Here is a 17,372-nt window from a genome sequence, read left to right on the forward strand (position 1 = left end):
TCTCCGCCCATACATGGGCAATATTGTGCAACGTTAAAGCCGGAGTGCGACGGTGTTCAAATCTGAATAGCGGAATGGTATAAGTCTGCGTTAAAGGACAGCGATGACAGCCGCGCACGACCTCAACCTGCGTCACCTGCGCCTGCTGGTCGCCATCGCCGAGGCCGGTAGTCTCAGCCACGCCGCGAGGGCATCGGGCGTGTCGCAGCCCGCGCTCAGTCAGGCGCTCGCCAAGCTCGAGGCGACATTCGGCGTCGCCCTGTTCGATCGCACCGCGTCGGGCGTGTCGCCGACCGCGGCGGGACGGCGCATCGTCCGCCGCGTCGATCACGCACTCACCCGCATCTCGCGCGCGTTCCGCCGATCGAGCGCAACGCCGCAGAAGGGCGACCCGCACAATTACCTGACCACCGCGCACGTCCGCGGCCTCATCAATCTCGCCGAAGCGGGCAGCTTCATGCGCGCGGCGGAGAGCGCCGGCGTCTCGGTGCCCGCGCTCCACCGTGCGGTGCGCGACCTGGAGCAGTTAAGCGGCACTGCCTTGGTCGAGCGGCGCGGGCGCGGCGTCGGGCTGACGCGCGCGGGCACGACGCTGGCGCAAGGGTTTAACCTTGCGCACGCCGAACTGACCACCGCGCTGGAGGAATCGAGCGGGAAGGGCGGACGGCTCGCGATCGGCGCGATGGCGCTGTCGCGCTCGCTGCTGCTACCGGCGACGCTCGCCGATCTGCTGCGCGACCACCCGGCGGCGCGGGTCGACGTGGTCGAGGGATCGTATCTCGAACTGGTCGAGCTACTGCGCTCGGGCCGGATCGACATGCTGATCGGCGCGCTGCGCGATCATCCCGGGCGCGAGCTGCTCCAAGAGCCGTTGTTCACCGATCGCCTGACGATCATCGGCCGCGCCGAACATCCGCTGGCGACCGGAGAGGCCGGGTTCGAGGATCTCGCCGCCTACCCCTGGATCGTCGCGCGCCGCGCCTCCGGGCTGCTCGACCGCTGGCAGCAGATGTTCGACCAAGCCGACAAGCCGCGCCCCGACGCGCCGATCCAGTGCGGCTCGGTCGCGCTGATCCGCGGCGTCCTGGTCCGCAGCGACTTCCTGACGCTTCTATCCCCCGATCAGGTCAGCGCCGAGATCGAGTCGGGTTCGCTCGTGACGATCCAGTCGTGCGTTCCCGACACGATGCGCACGATCGGCGCGATCACGCGGCGCGACTGGTACCCGACCGCACTCCAGGAGCAGTTCATGGCGGTGCTGCGTCACCACGCAACCGTCGGGCGCACTCAGCCGGGCGTCTGACCCAGCGCCTCAACGGCGCGAACCAGCGCGCTCCCGCGCAGCGCCGCGGCATCGCGATGCGGCGCGTAGACCAGACCCAATGCGCGCGTCAGATCGAACCCGTCGAGCCGTGGACAAGCCACGCCATCGCGGGCGAAACTCTCCGGCACCAGCGTCACGCCCAACCCTTCGCGCACGTAACGCAGCGCGCGCTCGTCGTTCGCGGTGCGCGCGGCGAAGAACGGCCGCACCCCGCGCGCGGTGAAATGGCGGCTGGTATCCGCGAGGGCCTCGCAATGCCGGCGTACGATCATCGCCTCGCTCGCCAGCTCCTCCGCCGCGACGCTCGCGCGCTCGGCGAGCGGATGGAAGGTGGGAAGCGCCATCGCATAGCCTTCCTCGGCGATCACGTCGTGCGGGCCGCTGCCCGCGCGCACGATCGTCAGCGCGAGATCGATGCGACCGCTCACCAGTCGGTCGGCCAACTCCCGCTCGCGACCTTCGTACACCTCCAGCCGCTCGCCGCCCGCCTGCCGGTGCGCGCCGAGCAGCCGCTCGATCCAGCCAGGCGCAATCGAGCCGAGCACGCCCAACCGGATCGTCTCCGCCGTCGCCGTGTCGCCGACCGCGCGTTCGGCGGCGAGGAACCCCGCCTCAATCCGCCGCGCCTGCTCGGCCAGCAGCGTTCCCGCCTGCGTCACCTCGACCCGGCGATTGCTGCGCCGGAACAGCGACTTTCCCAGCGTCTTCTCCAGCTTGGCGATCCCGACCGACAAAGTCGGCTGTGATACGTTGCAGGCCTCCGCGGCGCGCGAGAAATTGCCACGGTCGATTACCGCCAGAAAGTAGCGCAGGTGATAGCGGTCGATCATAGACGGTCTCTATGATGTGCTGCCCGAAACTTCAATTTTGCGCGAGGCGCCGTCGGCTGGTACACCGCGCGCAAAGGAGAGGCCTGTGGCAGAAATGGACTTCGCGCTCGGCGACAATGCCGAGATGATCCGCGACACCACGCGGCGGTTCGCGACCGACAAGATCGCGCCTCTGGCCGCGAAGATCGACGCCGACGACTGGTTTCCGCGCGACGAGCTGTGGCCCGCGATGGGCGAGCTCGGCCTGCACGGCATCACCGTTGCGGAAGAGGACGGTGGACTCGGGCTCGGCTATCTCGAGCATGTCGTCGCGCAGGAAGAGGTCGCGCGCGCGTCCGCCTCGATCGGTCTGAGCTACGGTGCGCACTCGAATTTGTGCGTCAACCAGATCCGTCGCTGGGCGAGCGCAGAGCAGAAGGCGAAATACCTGCCCAAGCTGATCAGCGGCGAGCATGTCGGCAGCCTCGCGATGTCGGAGGCGAATGCCGGCTCCGACGTCGTGTCGATGAAGCTTCGCGCGGAGAAGGTGCAGGGCGGCTACGTGCTGAACGGCACCAAATTCTGGATCACCAACGCGCCCTACGCCGACACGCTCGTCGTCTACGCCAAAACGGGTGAGGGGTCGCGCGGCATCACCACCTTCCTGATCGAGAAGGACATGGCCGGTTTCGCGATCGGGCAGAAAATCGACAAGATGGGAATGCGCGGCTCGCCTACCGCCGAACTGGTATTCACCGACTGCGAGGTGCCTGACGAGAACGTGATGGGTCCCGTAAACGGCGGCGTTGGCGTGCTGATGAGCGGGCTCGATTACGAGCGCACCGTGCTCGCGGGCATCCAGCTCGGCGTCATGCAGGCGTGCCTTGACGTCGTGCTGCCGTACGTGCGCGAGCGGCAGCAGTTCGGCCAGCCGATCGGCGCGTTCCAGCTGATGCAGGCCAAGATCGCCGACATGTACGTCGCGCTCAATTCCGCGCGCGCCTATGTGTACGCGGTCGCGCAGGCGTGCGATGCGGGCAAAACGACGCGCTTCGACGCGGCAGGCGCGATCCTGCTCGCCAGCGAGAGCGCGTTCAAGGTCGCGGGAGAGGCGGTGCAGGCGTTGGGTGGTGCGGGCTATACCAAGGACTGGCCGGTCGAGCGTTTCCTGCGCGATGCCAAGCTGCTCGACATCGGCGCTGGCACCAACGAGATCCGCCGCATGCTGATCGGTCGCGAGCTGATCGGCCACAACCCGCCGGTCGCGCAATGAGCGCTTCTCGGCTCGACACCAAGCTGTCGTCGGACGACGCGACGTTCCAGGCTAATCAGGCGCACAACCGTGCGCTCGCCGAAGAACTGCGCGACCGCGTCGCCGATGCGGCGCTCGGCGGAGACCAGCGCGCGCGCGATCGCCACACGTCGCGTGGCAAGCTGCTGCCCCGCGACCGCGTCGAGCGCTTGCTCGATCCCGGCACCGCGTTCCTCGAGATCGGACAACTCGCCGCGAACGGCCTCTACGATGATCAGGTGCCGGGCGCCGGGCTGATCTGCGGCATCGGCACCGTGTCGGGCCGGCAGGTCATGATCGTGTGCAACGACGCCACCGTGAAGGGCGGCACTTACTATCCGCTGACCGTCAAGAAGCACCTTCGCGCGCAGGAGATCGCGCAGGAGAATAGGCTGCCCTGCATCTATCTGGTCGACTCGGGCGGCGCTAACCTGCCGCATCAGGCCGAGGTGTTCCCCGATCGCGAGCATTTCGGCCGCATCTTCTTCAACCAGGCGAACATGTCGGCGTTGCAGATCCCGCAAATCGCCTGCGTGATGGGCAGCTGCACCGCGGGCGGTGCCTACGTGCCCGCGATGAGCGACGAAACCGTAATCGTGCGAAACCAGGGCACGATCTTCCTCGCCGGGCCGCCGCTCGTGAAGGCGGCGACGGGTGAGGTGATCTCGGCAGAGGAACTGGGTGGTGCGGAAACGCACGGTCGCCGCTCGGGCGTCGTCGATCACGTGGCCGAGAACGACGATCACGCGCTCACGATCGTGCGCGACATCGTGTCGACGCTGCCCCCACCGCCCGCACCGACGATCAACCTCGCCGACGCGCGCGAGCCGATGTTCCCCGCCGACGACCTGTACGGCATCGTGCCGCAGGACGTGCGCGCACCCTATGACGTGCACGAGGTGATCGCGCGGCTGGTTGACGGCAGCGAGTTTCACGAGTTCAAGGCGCTCTACGGCACCAGCCTCGTCTGCGGCTTCGCGCACGTGCACGGAATGCCGGTCGCGATCCTCGCCAACAACGGCGTCTTGTTCAGCGAGTCGGCGCAGAAGGGCGCGCACTTCATCGAGCTCGCCTGCCAGCGCCGCGTGCCGCTGCTCTTCCTCCAGAACATTTCCGGCTTCATGGTCGGCGGCCGCTACGAGGCGGAAGGCATCGCCAAGCACGGCGCGAAGCTCGTCACCGCGGTCGCGACCGCCAGCGTGCCCAAGATCACGATCCTGATCGGCGGCAGCTTCGGTGCTGGGAACTACGGCATGTGCGGTCGCGCCTACTCGCCCCGTTTCCTGTTCAGCTGGCCCAACAGCCGCATCAGCGTGATGGGTGGCGAGCAGGCGGCAAGCGTGCTCGCGACCGTCCACCGCGACGCCGACAGCTGGACGCCCGAACAGGCGGAGGCGTTCAAGGCGCCCGTCCGGCAGAAGTACGAGGACGAGGGCAACCCCTATTACGCTACCGCGCGGCTGTGGGACGACGGCGTGATCGACCCCGCGCAGACCCGCGACGTGCTCGGCCTCGCACTAACCGCCTGCCTCAACGCGCCCGTCGAGCAGGCCCCCCGCTTCGGCGTGTTCCGGATGTGACCCAGATGATCCAATCGCTCCTTATCGCCAATCGCGGCGAGATCGCCTGCCGCATCATCCGCACCGCGCGTGCGCTCGGCATCCGCACGGTCGCGGTCTATTCCGACGCCGACGCCGATGCGCTCCACGTGCGGATGGCGGACGAGGCGGTGCACATCGGCCCGTCGCCCGCGCGCGAGAGCTACCTCGTCGGCGACCGCATCATCGACGCCGCGCATGAGAGCGGGGCCGAGGCGATCCACCCGGGCTATGGCTTCCTAAGCGAGAATGCCGATTTCGCGCAGAGCGTGCTCGACGCCGGGCTGGTCTGGGTCGGCCCGAACCCCCACAGCATTCGCGCGATGGGACTGAAGGACGCCGCCAAGGAGCGGATGATCGCGGCTGGCGTGCCCGTCACCCCCGGCTACCTCGGCGCCGACCAGTCGCCCGAGCGGCTGCGCGCCGAGGCGGACGCGATCGGCTATCCCGTGCTCATCAAGGCGGTCGCGGGCGGCGGCGGCAAGGGGATGCGGCAGGTGGACGACGCCGCCGCCTTCGCCGACGCGCTGCAATCGTGCCAGCGCGAGGCCGCGTCCTCGTTCGGCGACGTTCGCGTGCTGATCGAAAAGTACATCCAAAGCCCCCGCCACATCGAGGTGCAGGTATTCGGCGACCGCCACGGCCAGGTCGTCCACCTGTTCGAGCGCGACTGCTCGCTCCAGCGCCGCCACCAAAAGGTGATCGAGGAAGCGCCCGCCCCCGGCATGGACGACGCCACCCGCGCGGCCGTCTGTGCCGCGGCGGTCAAGGCGGCGCAGGCGGTCGATTACGTCGGCGCCGGCACGATCGAGTTCATCGCCGACGCGTCCGAAGGCCTTCGCGCCGACCGCATCTGGTTCATGGAAATGAACACGCGGCTGCAGGTCGAGCATCCGGTGACCGAGGCGATCACCGGGCAGGATCTGGTCGAGTGGCAGCTCCGCGTCGCGAGCGGCGAGCCGCTGCCATGCACGCAAGCGGACCTGACGATTACCGGCCACGCGATCGAGGCGCGGCTCTACGCCGAGGACCCGGCGAAAGGCTTTCTGCCCTCGATCGGTACGCTGGAGGCGTTCGACCTCGGCGAAGACGTACGCGTCGATACCGGTGTCGAGCAGGGCAGCGTCATCTCGCCCTTCTACGATCCGATGATCGCCAAGTTGATCGCGCATGGCGAGACGCGCGAGGACGCGCGCGAGCAACTCGCCGACGCACTCGACGAGGCGGTTGTGTGGCCGGTCCGCTCAAACGCGGGCTTTCTGGTCGAGGCGCTCGACCACCCCGATTTCGCTGCCGGGCGCGTCGACACCGGGCTGATCGCGCGCGAGGGCGCTGGCTTGATGCCGCCCGCCTACCCGAGTGAGGAGGCCCTCACCGCCGCCGCGGCGGAGCTCGCCGGCCCCGCGCCGCTCGCCGGCTTCCGCCTGAACGCGGCCCCGCGCCGCGCCGCGCGCTTCCTTCTCGACGGTCAGGCGATCGACATCGACTTCACCGATGCGGAGGATGCCGAGGAAGCTGTCACCACCAGCGTCCTCATCAGCGAGGGTGGCCAGACCTGGGCGCTCGCCCCCTTCCGCGCGAGCGGCGCGGCGGCGGGCGGTGCGGGCGACGGCGCGATCCTGTCGCCGATGCCCGGCCGCGTCATCGCGGTCGAGGTTGATGCCGGCGCGAGCGTGACGAAGGGGCAGAAGCTGCTGACGTTAGAGGCGATGAAGATGGAACACAGCCTCGTCGCACCGTTCGACGGTATCGTCGCCGAACTCAATGCCGAGGCAGGCGGGCAGGTGACCGAGGGTGCACTGCTCGCGCGGATCGAGGCAGCCGACTAGACGGGCGATCAAGCCGCATTCGAGTGCCGGTCACTCGTCGAGCGGCTCCACCACCAGCACGCCCGCGTCGACCGCGACCACCCGCGCCCGAGTTCCCACCGCCAGCTCCGGCCCGCGCGCCGGCCACGTGCCGTCGCCCAGCGTCACGCGACCGGACCCATGCTCGATCGCGCGCTCGACCGTCACCACGGCGCCGACCAGTCGCGCGGCCGGATCGTTCAACCGCGCGGCGTCACCCTCAACCGGATAGTCGCGGTACCAGCGTCGCCCGATCAGCACGGTGACCACGCTCCACGCCGCGAAGGCACCGATCTGCGCGGCAATCGGCAGGTCGGGGAGCGCCAGCAGCGCCACTCCGACGATCGCCGCCGCCACCGCGACGAAGACGAGGAACACGCCGGGGATCGCCAGTTCGGCGATGCCGAGCAGCAGCGCCGCGATCAGCCACGCGCCCGCGCCACCGAAATCACCGATGTTCATTCCTGATCAGCCGCGCCCCCACCGATCCGGGGCACGCTGGCGGTCGCGTCACGCGCCGGCTTGTCCTTCTTCGCGCCCGTCGGGTTCTGCGGCGAGAGGGCGTCGCGCGCCAGCTCGCCGATGCCGCCCAGCGTACCGATCAGCTGCGTCGCCTCGACCGGGAACAGGATCGTCTTGGCATTGGGGCTGGTCGCAAACTTGCCGACCGCCTCGACGTATTTCTGCGCGATGAAATAGTTGAGCGACTGCGTGCCGCCGCTCTCGATCGCTTCCGACACGACCTGTGTCGCGCGCGCCTCCGCCTCGGCCGCACGTTCGCGCGCTTCCGCATCGCGGTACGCCGACTCGCGCCGTCCCTCGGCTTCCAAAATGCGCGCCTGCTTCTGCCCCTCGGCGCGCAGGATCTCCGACGCGCGGCTACCTTCGGCCTCCAGGATGTTGGCGCGCTTCTCACGCTCGGCCTTCATCTGGCGTCCCATCGCGGAAACGATGTCGGCGGGCGGCCGGATATCCTTGATCTCGACGCGGGTAATCTTGACGCCCCAGGGCACCGTCGCATGATCGACGACGGACAGCAGCCGCGCATTGATCTCGTCGCGCTTCGACAGCGTCTCGTCCAAGTCCATCGAACCCATGACGGTACGCAGGTTGGTGGTGGTCAGCTGCAGCAGCGCGACGTACAGGTCGGACACCTCGTACGCCGCCTTGGGCGCGTCGAGCACCTGAAAGAACACGACGCCGTCGGTCGAGACGATCGCATTGTCCTTGGTGATGATCTCCTGACCCGGAATGTCGATCACCTGTTCCATCATGTTCACCTTGCGGCCGACCCGGTAGAAGAAGGCGGGATAGAAGTTGAACCCGGGCGAGGCGGTGGTGGTGTAGCGGCCGAAATGCTCGATCGTGTACTGGTAACCCTGGCGCACGATCTTGATGCTGCTCATCAGGTAGAACAGCACGAGCACGAGCAACAGCGCGGCAATCGTCGTCAGCATTTCCAACCCCCAACCGTGTGTCGCCCGATCATAGCGCCATGCCCAGCGCGGACCTAGCGAAACCGGGCGAACGCGGTTACATGGCCCGCCACTCCTCCACTCGACGGGATTCGGCGCTCACATGGACATTCGCCTCGGACTTACCTTCGACGACGTGCTGCTCGTACCGGGCGCATCCGAGGTGCTGCCGACCGACGCCGATACCCGCACGCGCGTGACGCGCGACATCTCGCTCAACATTCCCGTGCTGTCGTCGGCAATGGACACGGTGACCGAGGCCGACATGGCGATCGTCATGGCGCAGCTGGGCGGCATGGGCGTGCTCCACCGCAACCTGACGGTCGAGGAACAGGTCGCCGCGGTGCGCGCGGTCAAAAGGTTCGAGAGCGGGATGGTCGTCAACCCGATCACCATCACGCCGCAGGCGACGCTCGCCGACGCGCAGGCACTGATGGCCGCTAATCGGATCAGCGGCATTCCGGTCGTCGAGTCCGACGGAAAGCTCGTCGGCATCCTGACCAACCGCGACGTGCGCTTCGCCGAGAACCCTAAGCAGCCCGTCGCCGAGCTGATGACGCGCGACAATCTCGCCACCGTATCGGCCGGGGTAGGTCAGGAGGAGGCGCGCCGCCTGCTCCACCAGCGCCGGATCGAGAAGCTGCTGGTCGTCGACGACGCCTATCGCTGCGTCGGCCTCATCACGGTCAAGGACATCGAGAAAGCGGTCACCTACCCGGACGCGACCAAGGATGCCGCGGGTCGCCTGCGCGTGGCGGCGGCGACGACGGTCGGTGACAAGGGCTTTGCGCGGACCGAGGCACTGGTCGACGCCGAGTGCGACCTCGTCGTCATCGACACCGCGCACGGCCACAACCGCGACGTCGCGCGCGCGGTCGAACGGGTGAAGAAGCTGTCCAACTCGGTTCAGGTAATCGCCGGCAACGTCGCCACCGCAGAGGCGACGCGCGCGCTGATCGAGGCGGGCGCGGACGGGATCAAGGTCGGCATCGGTCCCGGCTCGATCTGCACCACGCGCGTCGTCGCGGGCGTCGGCGTGCCGCAGCTGACCGCGGTGATGGACTGCGCGGAAGCGGGCGAGAAGCTGGGCGTGCCCGTCATCGCCGACGGCGGCCTGCGAACTTCGGGCGATCTCGCCAAGGCGCTGGCGGCGGGTGCGGCGACCTGCATGGTCGGCTCGCTGCTCGCCGGCACCGAGGAGGCGCCGGGAGAAACCTTCCTTTATCAAGGGCGTGCGTACAAATCCTATCGTGGCATGGGAAGCGTCGGCGCGATGGGCCGCGGCTCGGCCGATCGCTATTTCCAGGGTGAGGTGCGCGATCAGCTCAAGCTCGTTCCCGAGGGGATCGAGGGGCAGGTGCCGTACAAGGGCCCGGCGCGCGACGTGATCCACCAGCTCGTCGGCGGCATCAAGGCGGCAATGGGCTATACCGGCTCGGCCACGATTCCCGACCTGCAACAGCGTGCCAACTTCGTCCGCATCACGGGTGCCGGGTTGAAAGAAAGCCACGTCCACGACGTGACGATCACGCGCGAGGCACCCAATTACCCGACACGGTAAGGCAGCGGCTGTCCTACGCAGCTAAACTCTGTCACCGCGGCGGGCGTGATTATCCTGTCCCCTCGCGCGCACGCCCGCGCGCACATGTGTAGGGCTGTGACTTTAGTGACTTTCCGATGACCGTTGCTGCCCGATGACTCCCGCCGCCCGGACCCAGGCCGCAATCGACCTGCTCGACGCCATCATCGTCGCGGCGGCTGAGGGCGGCGCTGCCGCCGACACGCTGATCACGCGTTACTTCGCACAGCGCCGCTACGCCGGGTCGAAGGACCGCCGCGCGGTGCGCGAACTCGTCTACGCCGCGGTCCGCCTGCTCGGCGAACGCCCGGCCTCCGGTCGTGCCGCGATGGTCGCACTCGCCAAGACCGACCCGGTGATCGCGGCCACGTTCGACGGCTCGACCCACGCGCCGACTCCGATCGACGCTGGTGAGCCGACCGCCGCACCGGGGATCGCTCCGGCCTGGCTTCGCGAACGTCTCTCCGCATCCGGGCTCGACGATGCCGAGCAGGTAGCGTTGACCGGCCGCGCGCCGCTCGACGTGCGCGTTAACCGCTTGCGCGCCACAACCAATGAGGTCGCATCCGAGTTGCCCGGTGCCGCCCCGATCACCGGTCTCGCCGATGCGCTTCGGCTCACCGCGGGCACCGATCTCGCACCGTTTGCTGGACGAGTCGAGGTACAGGATGCTGGCAGCCAGTCAGTAACGCTCGCCGTCGACGCGCGCGCCGGCCAGACCGTGATCGATCTATGCGCCGGGGCAGGCGGAAAGAGCCTCGCGCTCGCCGCTGCGATGGAGAACCAAGGTCGCATCGTCGCATCCGATGTCGACCGCGCACGGCTGCGGCGGCTCGAACCGCGCGCGGCGGCGGCTGGCGCGACGATCATCAAGCCGCTGCTGCTCGACGCCGGACGCGAGGTCGATGCGCTCGCTTCGATCGCAGGGCAGGCGGACACCGTGCTGATCGACGCACCCTGCTCGGGCACCGGCACGTGGCGGCGCAATCCCGAGGCGCGCTGGCGGCTCACGCCTGCACGCATCGATCGCTTCGTCGCGACCCAGCGCCACGTGCTCGCGCTCGGGGTTCCGCTGGTCAAACCGGGCGGCGCGCTCGTCTACATCGTCTGTTCGCTGCTCGACGCGGAAGGACGCGATCAGGTGGACGCCTTCCTCTCGGCGCATCCCGGCTGGCAGGCAGAGGCATTGTCATTGCCGTTCGGGCGAGCGCATGGTCGCGGGTTCCGGCTCACGCCCGCGCACGACGACACCGACGGCTTTTTTGTCGCGCGCCTCCGGGCACCGTGCTAATTCGTTGAAACAGTGCCGAAGCTGGAGCCGATCATGCGTTTTACTTCCGTCGCCGTCGCGCTCGGGCTGGCAGCGGCCTCCATCTCGACCTCGCTCTATGGCCAGCGTCCCGACGATCAGATCGACCCGCGCAGCACCGCGCTGATGAAGCAGGGGGAGAGCGCACGCGCCGCGGGCAATCTCGACGGCGCGACCGACCTGCTCGAAACCGCGCTCGCGGTCGATCCGCGCAACCGTCAGGCGTTCGTCGTGCTGGCGCAGGTGTCCGAGGCGCGCGGCCTGCCCGGCAAGGCGATCCGCCTCTACCGCGAGGCGCTGATGTTGGAGCCCAACGACGTCGACGCGCTCAGCGGGCAGGGTGAGGCGATGGTCGCGAAGGGCGCGGTCGAGCGCGCCAAGCAGAATCTCGCGCGCGTCCGCACGCTCTGCAAGGGTCAGTGCCCGCAGGCGACCGCACTCGCCGCCCGCATCGCCAAGGGTCCGCCGATCACCACCGCTCAGGTGAGCGCGCCCGTCGGCGTCAACACAACGACCGCGAAGGACTGACCGCCTAGCTCAGCCGTCGCGCGATTGCGACGAACTCGGCCACCGACACGGTTTCCGCCCGCCGCGTCGGATCGATACCTTCGGCCTCCAGCGCATCAAGTGCGCCGGCGACGCCGCGAAGGCTCTGCCGCAGCATCTTGCGCCGCTGCCCGAACGCCGCCGCGGTGACGCGTTCCAGCATGTCGAGGCGGACGCCGGCCGGTTCCTCGCTCGGGGTAATGTGGACGACCGCCGACATCACCTTGGGCGGCGGCGTAAAGGCGGAGCGATGCACCGGCATCGCCAGCTTCGCCGCCGACCGCCACTGCGATAGCACCGCTAGCCGGCCGTAAGCGTCGCTCGCCACCGGCGCCACGATCCGGTCGGCGACCTCGCGCTGGAACATCAGCGTCAGCGACTGCCACCACGGCGCCCACTCGGCCGACAGCCACCCGACGAGCAAGGGGGTACCGACGTTGTAGGGCAAGTTGGACACGATGTGCGGCTTGCCATCGAACAGCGACCGCGCGTCGACCTCGGTCGCGTCGCCCTCGATGAGGCGCAGTTTGCCGGGAAATGCCGTCTCCAGTTCGGCCAGCGCAGGGATGCAGCGCCGGTCGCGCTCGATCGCGGTCACCCGTGCGCCGGTTGCGAGCAGCGCACGCGTCAGCCCGCCGGGTCCGGGTCCGACCTCCAGTACCTCCTGATCGTCAAGGTCACCCGGAATGCGCGCGATCCGCCCGAGCAGTTGCGCATCGAACAGGAAGTTCTGACCGAGTGCCTTGGACGCATTTAATCCGAAGCGGGCGATCACCTCGCGCAGCGGCGGCAGATCGACCGCAGGCGTGGTCACTTGCACGCCGCGGCGTAGCGTTGACGGTTGCTCGCCGCAGCATCGGCCACCGCGATCGCGGCGATCATCGCGCCCGGGTGCGCCTTGTTCTGTCCCGCGATCCCGAAGGCGGTACCATGATCGGGCGACGTGCGGACGATCGGCAGTCCGAGCGTGATGTTGACGCCCTCGTCGAAATGCAGCGTCTTGAGCGGCACCAGCGCCTGGTCGTGGTAGCAGCAGATCGCGGCATCGTAACGCACGCGCGCACGCGGGTGGAACATCGTATCGGCGGCGAGTGGTCCGTCGATGTCGATGCCCTCGTGGCGCAATTGCGCGATCGCGGGCTCGATCACCTCGATCTCCTCACGCCCCAAGGCGCCACTCTCACCGGCATGCGGGTTGAGCCCGGCGAAGGCTAGCCGCGGTCGCGCGATGCCGAAGTTCTTGGCAAGGCCGCGTGCGGTCACGCGCACCTTCGCCAGGATCAGCTCGAAACTGAGCAGCCCGGGAACGGCAGCCAAGGGAACGTGCGTGGTGATCGGCACGACGCGCAATTCCGGGCCGGCGAGCATCATCACTGCATTCTCGCGCGCAACGCCGCAGCGCTCGGCGACGAACTCGGTCTGCCCAGGATGGGTAAAGCCGACATGGTACAGCTGCGCCTTGCCGACCGGCGCGGTGACAAGCGCGCGCGCCGCGCCTGATTGCGCCAGTCCCGTCGCGGTTTCGAGCGCGTGGAACGCCGCCCGCGCGCCGTCGGCACTCGGTTGACCCGGCACGACCACGCCCGCGTCGTGCAGGCTTAGCACCGGCAGCGCCTCGTCAAACGTGCGTCTCGCGTCGCGCAGGTCGTCGATCCGCGCGATCGGGCCCTGCCACACCGCCTCGATCGCGCGCGCGTCGCCCACGACGACGAACGGCGGCAACGCGTGCGTGCCGCGCGCTTCCCAAGCCTTGGCGATCGTCTCCGGCCCGACACCGGCCGGATCGCCCATTGCGACGACGAGCGGCGTCACGGCCGCGTCAGCGATAATCGATCACCGCGTCGCGGCGCAGGTCGCGGAGTGCCTGCTGCGCGCGCAGGTTGACCCGCTGCTGCTCGAGCTGGTTCTGGATCTGCTCGGCACCCGGCAGCTGGCCCGAAACCGGATCGTCGCGCCCGCACAGCACCAGCGTGCGCACGCCCTCGCTGGGCGAGCCGAACGGCGGCGACGCCTGTCCGACCTGCAGCTTGAGCATGATGTCCTGCAACGGCCCGGGCAGGTCACGGATGCGCACGGTGTCGTTCTGCACGACCTCGGCGTTCAGCGTCTGGCCGACCTTCTCGACCGAGCCGCAGCCTTGCAGCTTGCGAATCTCAGTCGCGAACTGCGCGGTCCGCGCGGTCGCTTGCGCCTGCGTCGTGTTCGCAGGAAACTTGATCGTCATCTGCTTCAGGCTGAGCCGCGCGTCGCGTGGATCGGCGGTCAGCACCTGCCGCTTGTCGACCAGGTAGATGATCGAGAAGCCGCCGGGGATCGGGATCGGGCCTGCGACCTGACCGACCTGCATCTGCTGGCTCGCGGCCGACAGCGCCTCGGGCAGCTGCGCGGCGCGCACCCAGCCGAGATCGCCGCCGACTGACCGCGTGGTCGCGGCCGAGTAGTTGCGCGCGAAATAGCTGAACGGCGCCTGCGCCTTCTGGATTTCACCGATGATCTGCCGCGCCTGTCCCTCGACCTGCGCCTGCTGATCGCTGTTGGCCGGCAGATAAATTTCGGCGAGGTGGTATTCTTCGGTACCCTTCGCGGCCTGCAGACGATCGATGATCGCCTTCACTTCCTCGTCGCCGACGTTGACGAACGGTTCCACGCGCTTGCGCAAATAGCGGTTCCAGGCGAGCTCGCCCTCGATCTGGCGCCGCATCGAGCGGTCGGAGGAGCCCTGTTCGCGCAGCCAGGCGGCGAAATCGGCCGGCGACTTGTTGAACTGCTTGGCGACGCGACCGATCGCCTGATCGATCTCTTCCTTCGACACCACGATGTCGGCGGTCTTCGCCTGCTGGATCTGCAGCGTCTCGTCGATCAGCTGACGCAGCACCTGCAAGCGCAGGCGCTCGCGATCCTCGTCGGTCAGCTTGGCATTGTTCGCCGCGGCGATCAGCGCGACGCGCTGGTCCACGTCGGTACCGGTGATGACCGTCTCGTTGACGATGGCAGTCGCCTTGCGGATGTTCGGATCGAGCTTGCCGAAGATCTGCAGATTGGCCGGGATGTTGAGCCCGGTGTTATCGGGCAGCGTTTGATCATCGACCGTCTGCGCGACCGCGCCGCCCGCAATCGCCAGTCCCAGCAACGATGCCATCGCCCGGCGCGTCAGCACTGCGCCCCTCGTCTTCGTCATCAAGCGTCTCAAATTCCCATGACAGCCGCGTGCGGCCTTACCGCAGCCATGCCCCGGCCTTGCTGAACCCCGGCTTAGCGCCCGAGCCCCTTGAACGCCAGCGTCAACAGGTAGCTGTTGCCTGCGCGGATGTCGCCGGTGGTGCGGTAATCGCGCCGCCAGGTCAGCCCGAGCTCGAGGCAATCGTCCTCAAACGCGACGCCGAGACGATGGCGGATCGGATCGAACCCGCTGCTGGATGACAGCACGTCCTCGGCCCGATCGGTCAGGTCGATCACCGCTGAGCCGAACACCGACCAGAAGCGCGCGAACGCGGCGCGACCGGCAAAGCGGACTTCTTCGCGGTCCTGCAAGCCGACGACCGGGTCGATGTTGCGATTGAGCCTGAGGTAACCGACCGTCGCGTAGGTGGTGTATGATCCGACCGTTGCGTCGACTTCGTTGCGGCGCACCGCGAAGCTGTCCTTGTCGAGCCGGTAGCGGTGCGTGAAGGTGATAAAATCGCGCAGCCGGACGTTGGTTCGCCCGACGATGTCGGAGAAGCTGTCCGACAATCCGGTGCCGCTCGGCAGGATGGTGGGGCGGGAGTCGAGCCGGTAGCTCTGGCCAATCGTCGTGTCGATCGACAGCCCGGTGCGGTCAAATGCCCATTCGCCGCCGTAGGTGATGCGCGACGAATCTTCCCAGCGATCGTAGCCGGGAAAGCGGTTGAGCGCGAAGAGGTTCGAGTCCTCCAGGTCGACCGCGCGCGAATCCTCGTTCGGTACGCGCAGATTGGCGACATGGGGCGAGGCGACGACCTGCACCCGCGGCGTCCAGCGCTGCGTGCCGCCGAACAGCTCGCCGATGAACGGCCACTTGACGTCTATCGCCGCCGCACCGATCGCGCGCGTCTGAAATCCGTCGAGCCCGCGGTAGCTCGGGACCAGCGTCGCGGCGGCATCGCTGGTGTTATAGGCGTCACCGCGCGCGAACGCGGTCAGCGTCACTTCCTGTCCCCATTTTGTCAGGCGGCGCAGGTCCCACTCGGCGCTGGCAAAGGCGCGCTGCGTGTCCTGCCCGGCCTTGCGTCCGATCGCGAGCGTATTCGCCTGGAGCGAGAGCACGCCGCCCGCGACATCCTGTACGCGCCGGCGATAGTCGATCTCGGGCAACGCGACGGGTTGCAGCGATTGGCGGTCGCCGACGCGCAACGTCTGCGTCGCCCAACCGGTGACCGCGAAATAGCTGTTCGCGTCGATATGTTCGAGCGCGAAGGTCGAGCGCAACCGATCGTCGTCCGAAATGTCGTAGCGGCGCGTGAAGGTGCGGTCGGTCGACAGCCGCAGCGACCCCGACAGGCTCCACTCGGGCGTGAACTGGAAACGCATCGTGCCGTCGAGGTAGCCGCGGAACGCGCGCTCGGTCGCGGTGGTGAAACCGGTCGACAGATCCTCGCTGCGCCGGCTCGATGTGGCGTAGGCGGCGATCGAGAACGCGCCCAGCGTGTTCACTTCGCTGTAGTGCGTCTCCAGCAGGGGCAAGACCTGCGTGAAGATATGCGGCGTGACCACCAGCGAGCGGTTCTGCCCGATCGCGATGTTGAACGGCAGCGTCAGTTCGCCGCCGTTCAGCCGGTCGATGCCGATGCCGGGCGTCAGCAACCCCGTGCTGTTCGATTCGGCGGTGCTGGTCGAGAAACGCGGCAGTCTGGGGCTGGCGAGCCCGAACAGGTTGAAGCGCGCGCCCTCGAAATAAACGCGGTCGTTATCGGGACGATAGGTGACGCGAACCGCGGTGATCTTCCACGTCGGCTCCTTGGGGCAACCGTTCGCGTCGGTGACCGGGCACGGCGAATAGGCCGCGCGGTTGAGGAAGTAGGTGCCGTTCTCGTCGCGCCGCCCGTCGACCGCGGCGAGCCGCCCGCCACGCTCCAGCACGACCAGCAGATTGTCGATCACCCCGTCCTTGAGCGAGTCGGTCAGGTCGATCGAATCGCCGTACGCAACGTCACCCTGCGGGTTGGTGACCGCCACGTTGCCGGTCGCAACGACGCGTCCCGTCTTACGATTCCACACCACCTTCTCCGCGCGCAGTTTCTCGCCGCTGCGGGTCATGCGCACGTCGCCTAGCGCTGTGACGATGTCGGCCTCGTAATCGTATTCGAGCGAGGACGAGCTGAACTGGACCTGGTCGTCTCCCGCCGCCGCCGGGGCTACCTGCGGCGTGTCGGCGGGGATGCTCAGCGCAGGGTCGGGCGTCGCGGGGCGATCCGCCAGCGACTGCGCGGCCGCGGACCCGGCGCATAGCGGCACGGCGCACAGCGCAGCCATCGGCAGCACGCACCCGGCGAGGAAATCAGAACGCGTCACCTTGCTCCCGTCAACTTGTCGCTTGCGAGCGGCCGGAAGAGCACGGCGCTGCTTCTGCGTCCTAT

14 protein-coding genes are annotated in these 17,372 nt (G+C 68.2%); 7 read left to right on the plus strand and 7 right to left on the minus strand.

The window, feature by feature from the left end; translation table 11 throughout:
- The first annotated feature begins 103 nt into the window (after positions 1–103).
- Entirely contained in the window at positions 104–1,303 is a 1,200-nt protein-coding gene (locus BMW51_RS00880) for a LysR family transcriptional regulator (RefSeq protein WP_093002447.1), read from the plus strand.
- On the opposite strand, the gene BMW51_RS00885 is transcribed toward BMW51_RS00880, so the two are convergent.
- On the minus strand, positions 1,288–2,154 hold the full coding sequence (locus tag BMW51_RS00885) for a LysR family transcriptional regulator (protein ID WP_093002449.1): 867 nt from the start codon (positions 2,152–2,154) through the stop codon (positions 1,288–1,290). The genes BMW51_RS00880 and BMW51_RS00885 overlap by 16 nt on opposite strands.
- 94 nt (positions 2,155–2,248) lie before the next feature.
- On the opposite strand from BMW51_RS00885, the gene BMW51_RS00890 reads away from it, so the two are divergent.
- Genes BMW51_RS00890 through BMW51_RS00900 form a run of 3 tightly spaced genes read left to right on the plus strand, consistent with a single transcriptional unit; the run spans position 2,249 to position 6,851 of the window.
- Positions 2,249–3,406 (plus strand): isovaleryl-CoA dehydrogenase, encoded by a 1,158-nt coding sequence (locus BMW51_RS00890; protein WP_177171517.1) that lies wholly within the window; start codon positions 2,249–2,251, stop codon positions 3,404–3,406.
- The gene (locus BMW51_RS00895) at positions 3,403–5,004 is read left to right on the plus strand and encodes a carboxyl transferase domain-containing protein (protein ID WP_093002453.1); all 1,602 of its coding nucleotides are present in this window, start codon (positions 3,403–3,405) and stop codon (positions 5,002–5,004) included. Before BMW51_RS00890 ends, BMW51_RS00895 begins: the two co-directional genes overlap by 4 nt.
- A 5-nt stretch (positions 5,005–5,009) precedes the next feature.
- Positions 5,010–6,851 (plus strand): acetyl/propionyl/methylcrotonyl-CoA carboxylase subunit alpha, encoded by a 1,842-nt coding sequence (locus tag BMW51_RS00900; protein ID WP_093003746.1) that lies wholly within the window; start codon positions 5,010–5,012, stop codon positions 6,849–6,851.
- A 30-nt stretch (positions 6,852–6,881) separates the two neighbouring features.
- On the opposite strand, the gene BMW51_RS00905 is transcribed toward BMW51_RS00900, so the two are convergent.
- Together BMW51_RS00905 and BMW51_RS00910 are read right to left on the minus strand one after the other, a co-directional pair.
- A complete protein-coding gene (locus BMW51_RS00905; protein WP_093002455.1) occupies positions 6,882–7,331 on the minus strand; it encodes an NfeD family protein in 450 nt (149 codons plus the stop codon).
- Positions 7,328–8,326, minus strand: a complete 999-nt coding sequence (locus BMW51_RS00910; protein ID WP_093002457.1) for an SPFH domain-containing protein — start codon at positions 8,324–8,326, stop codon at positions 7,328–7,330. Before BMW51_RS00910 ends, BMW51_RS00905 begins: the two co-directional genes overlap by 4 nt.
- Before the next feature lie 121 nt (positions 8,327–8,447).
- On the opposite strand from BMW51_RS00910, the gene guaB reads away from it, so the two are divergent.
- The 3 genes from guaB (at position 8,448) to BMW51_RS00925 (ending at position 11,760) form a co-directional block, all read left to right on the plus strand.
- Complete coding sequence (gene guaB, locus BMW51_RS00915; RefSeq protein WP_093002459.1) at positions 8,448–9,905, plus strand: IMP dehydrogenase; 1,458 nt, start codon at positions 8,448–8,450, stop codon at positions 9,903–9,905.
- 133 nt (positions 9,906–10,038) lie between these two features.
- Positions 10,039–11,214: an RsmB/NOP family class I SAM-dependent RNA methyltransferase gene (locus BMW51_RS00920; protein WP_093002461.1), complete on the plus strand. Its 1,176-nt coding sequence runs from the start codon at positions 10,039–10,041 to the stop codon at positions 11,212–11,214.
- 33 nt (positions 11,215–11,247) lie between these two features.
- Positions 11,248–11,760, plus strand: coding sequence for a tetratricopeptide repeat protein (locus tag BMW51_RS00925; RefSeq protein ID WP_093003748.1), 513 nt, complete (start codon positions 11,248–11,250; stop codon positions 11,758–11,760).
- Between the two features lie 4 nt (positions 11,761–11,764).
- Here BMW51_RS00925 and rsmA read toward each other — a convergent pair whose 3' ends face one another.
- From rsmA to BMW51_RS00945, 4 genes are all read right to left on the minus strand, one after another.
- Positions 11,765–12,592 carry a 16S rRNA (adenine(1518)-N(6)/adenine(1519)-N(6))-dimethyltransferase RsmA gene (gene rsmA, locus BMW51_RS00930; protein WP_177171469.1) on the minus strand — a complete coding sequence of 276 codons (828 nt, stop codon included), beginning with the start codon at positions 12,590–12,592 and terminating at the stop codon, positions 11,765–11,767.
- Positions 12,589–13,569 (minus strand): 4-hydroxythreonine-4-phosphate dehydrogenase PdxA, encoded by a 981-nt coding sequence (gene pdxA / locus BMW51_RS00935; RefSeq protein ID WP_093003752.1) that lies wholly within the window; start codon positions 13,567–13,569, stop codon positions 12,589–12,591. Before pdxA ends, rsmA begins: the two co-directional genes overlap by 4 nt.
- A gap of 28 nt (positions 13,570–13,597) precedes the next feature.
- Positions 13,598–14,956, minus strand: a complete 1,359-nt coding sequence (locus tag BMW51_RS00940; protein WP_093002463.1) for a peptidylprolyl isomerase — start codon at positions 14,954–14,956, stop codon at positions 13,598–13,600.
- A 74-nt stretch (positions 14,957–15,030) separates the two neighbouring features.
- Complete coding sequence (locus tag BMW51_RS00945) at positions 15,031–17,268, minus strand: LPS-assembly protein LptD (RefSeq protein WP_177171518.1); 2,238 nt, start codon at positions 17,266–17,268, stop codon at positions 15,031–15,033.
- Between the last annotated feature and the right edge of the window lie 104 nt (positions 17,269–17,372).

Origin of the sequence: Sphingomonas palmae (assembly GCF_900109565.1) — a bacterium.
Classification (GTDB): Bacteria; Pseudomonadota; Alphaproteobacteria; order Sphingomonadales; family Sphingomonadaceae; genus Sphingomonas; species Sphingomonas palmae.

What these genes read in the sequence shown, in the direction of transcription:
- guaB (WP_093002459.1), top strand. Translation starts at nt 8,448, where the DNA reads ATGGACATTCGCCTCGGACTTACCTTCGACGACGTGCTGCTCGTACCG.
- BMW51_RS00905 (WP_093002455.1), bottom strand. Translation starts at nt 7,331, where the DNA reads ATGAACATCGGTGATTTCGGTGGCGCGGGCGCGTGGCTGATCGCGGCG.
- BMW51_RS00900 (WP_093003746.1), top strand. Translation starts at nt 5,010, where the DNA reads ATGATCCAATCGCTCCTTATCGCCAATCGCGGCGAGATCGCCTGCCGC.
- BMW51_RS00890 (WP_177171517.1), top strand. Translation starts at nt 2,249, where the DNA reads ATGGACTTCGCGCTCGGCGACAATGCCGAGATGATCCGCGACACCACG.
- BMW51_RS00925 (WP_093003748.1), top strand. Translation starts at nt 11,248, where the DNA reads ATGCGTTTTACTTCCGTCGCCGTCGCGCTCGGGCTGGCAGCGGCCTCC.
- BMW51_RS00885 (WP_093002449.1), bottom strand. Translation starts at nt 2,154, where the DNA reads ATGATCGACCGCTATCACCTGCGCTACTTTCTGGCGGTAATCGACCGT.
- BMW51_RS00910 (WP_093002457.1), bottom strand. Translation starts at nt 8,326, where the DNA reads ATGCTGACGACGATTGCCGCGCTGTTGCTCGTGCTCGTGCTGTTCTAC.
- BMW51_RS00920 (WP_093002461.1), top strand. Translation starts at nt 10,039, where the DNA reads ATGACTCCCGCCGCCCGGACCCAGGCCGCAATCGACCTGCTCGACGCC.
- BMW51_RS00945 (WP_177171518.1), bottom strand. Translation starts at nt 17,268, where the DNA reads ATGGCTGCGCTGTGCGCCGTGCCGCTATGCGCCGGGTCCGCGGCCGCG.
- BMW51_RS00880 (WP_093002447.1), top strand. Translation starts at nt 104, where the DNA reads ATGACAGCCGCGCACGACCTCAACCTGCGTCACCTGCGCCTGCTGGTC.
- BMW51_RS00895 (WP_093002453.1), top strand. Translation starts at nt 3,403, where the DNA reads ATGAGCGCTTCTCGGCTCGACACCAAGCTGTCGTCGGACGACGCGACG.
- BMW51_RS00940 (WP_093002463.1), bottom strand. Translation starts at nt 14,956, where the DNA reads ATGACGAAGACGAGGGGCGCAGTGCTGACGCGCCGGGCGATGGCATCG.
- pdxA (WP_093003752.1), bottom strand. Translation starts at nt 13,569, where the DNA reads ATGGGCGATCCGGCCGGTGTCGGGCCGGAGACGATCGCCAAGGCTTGG.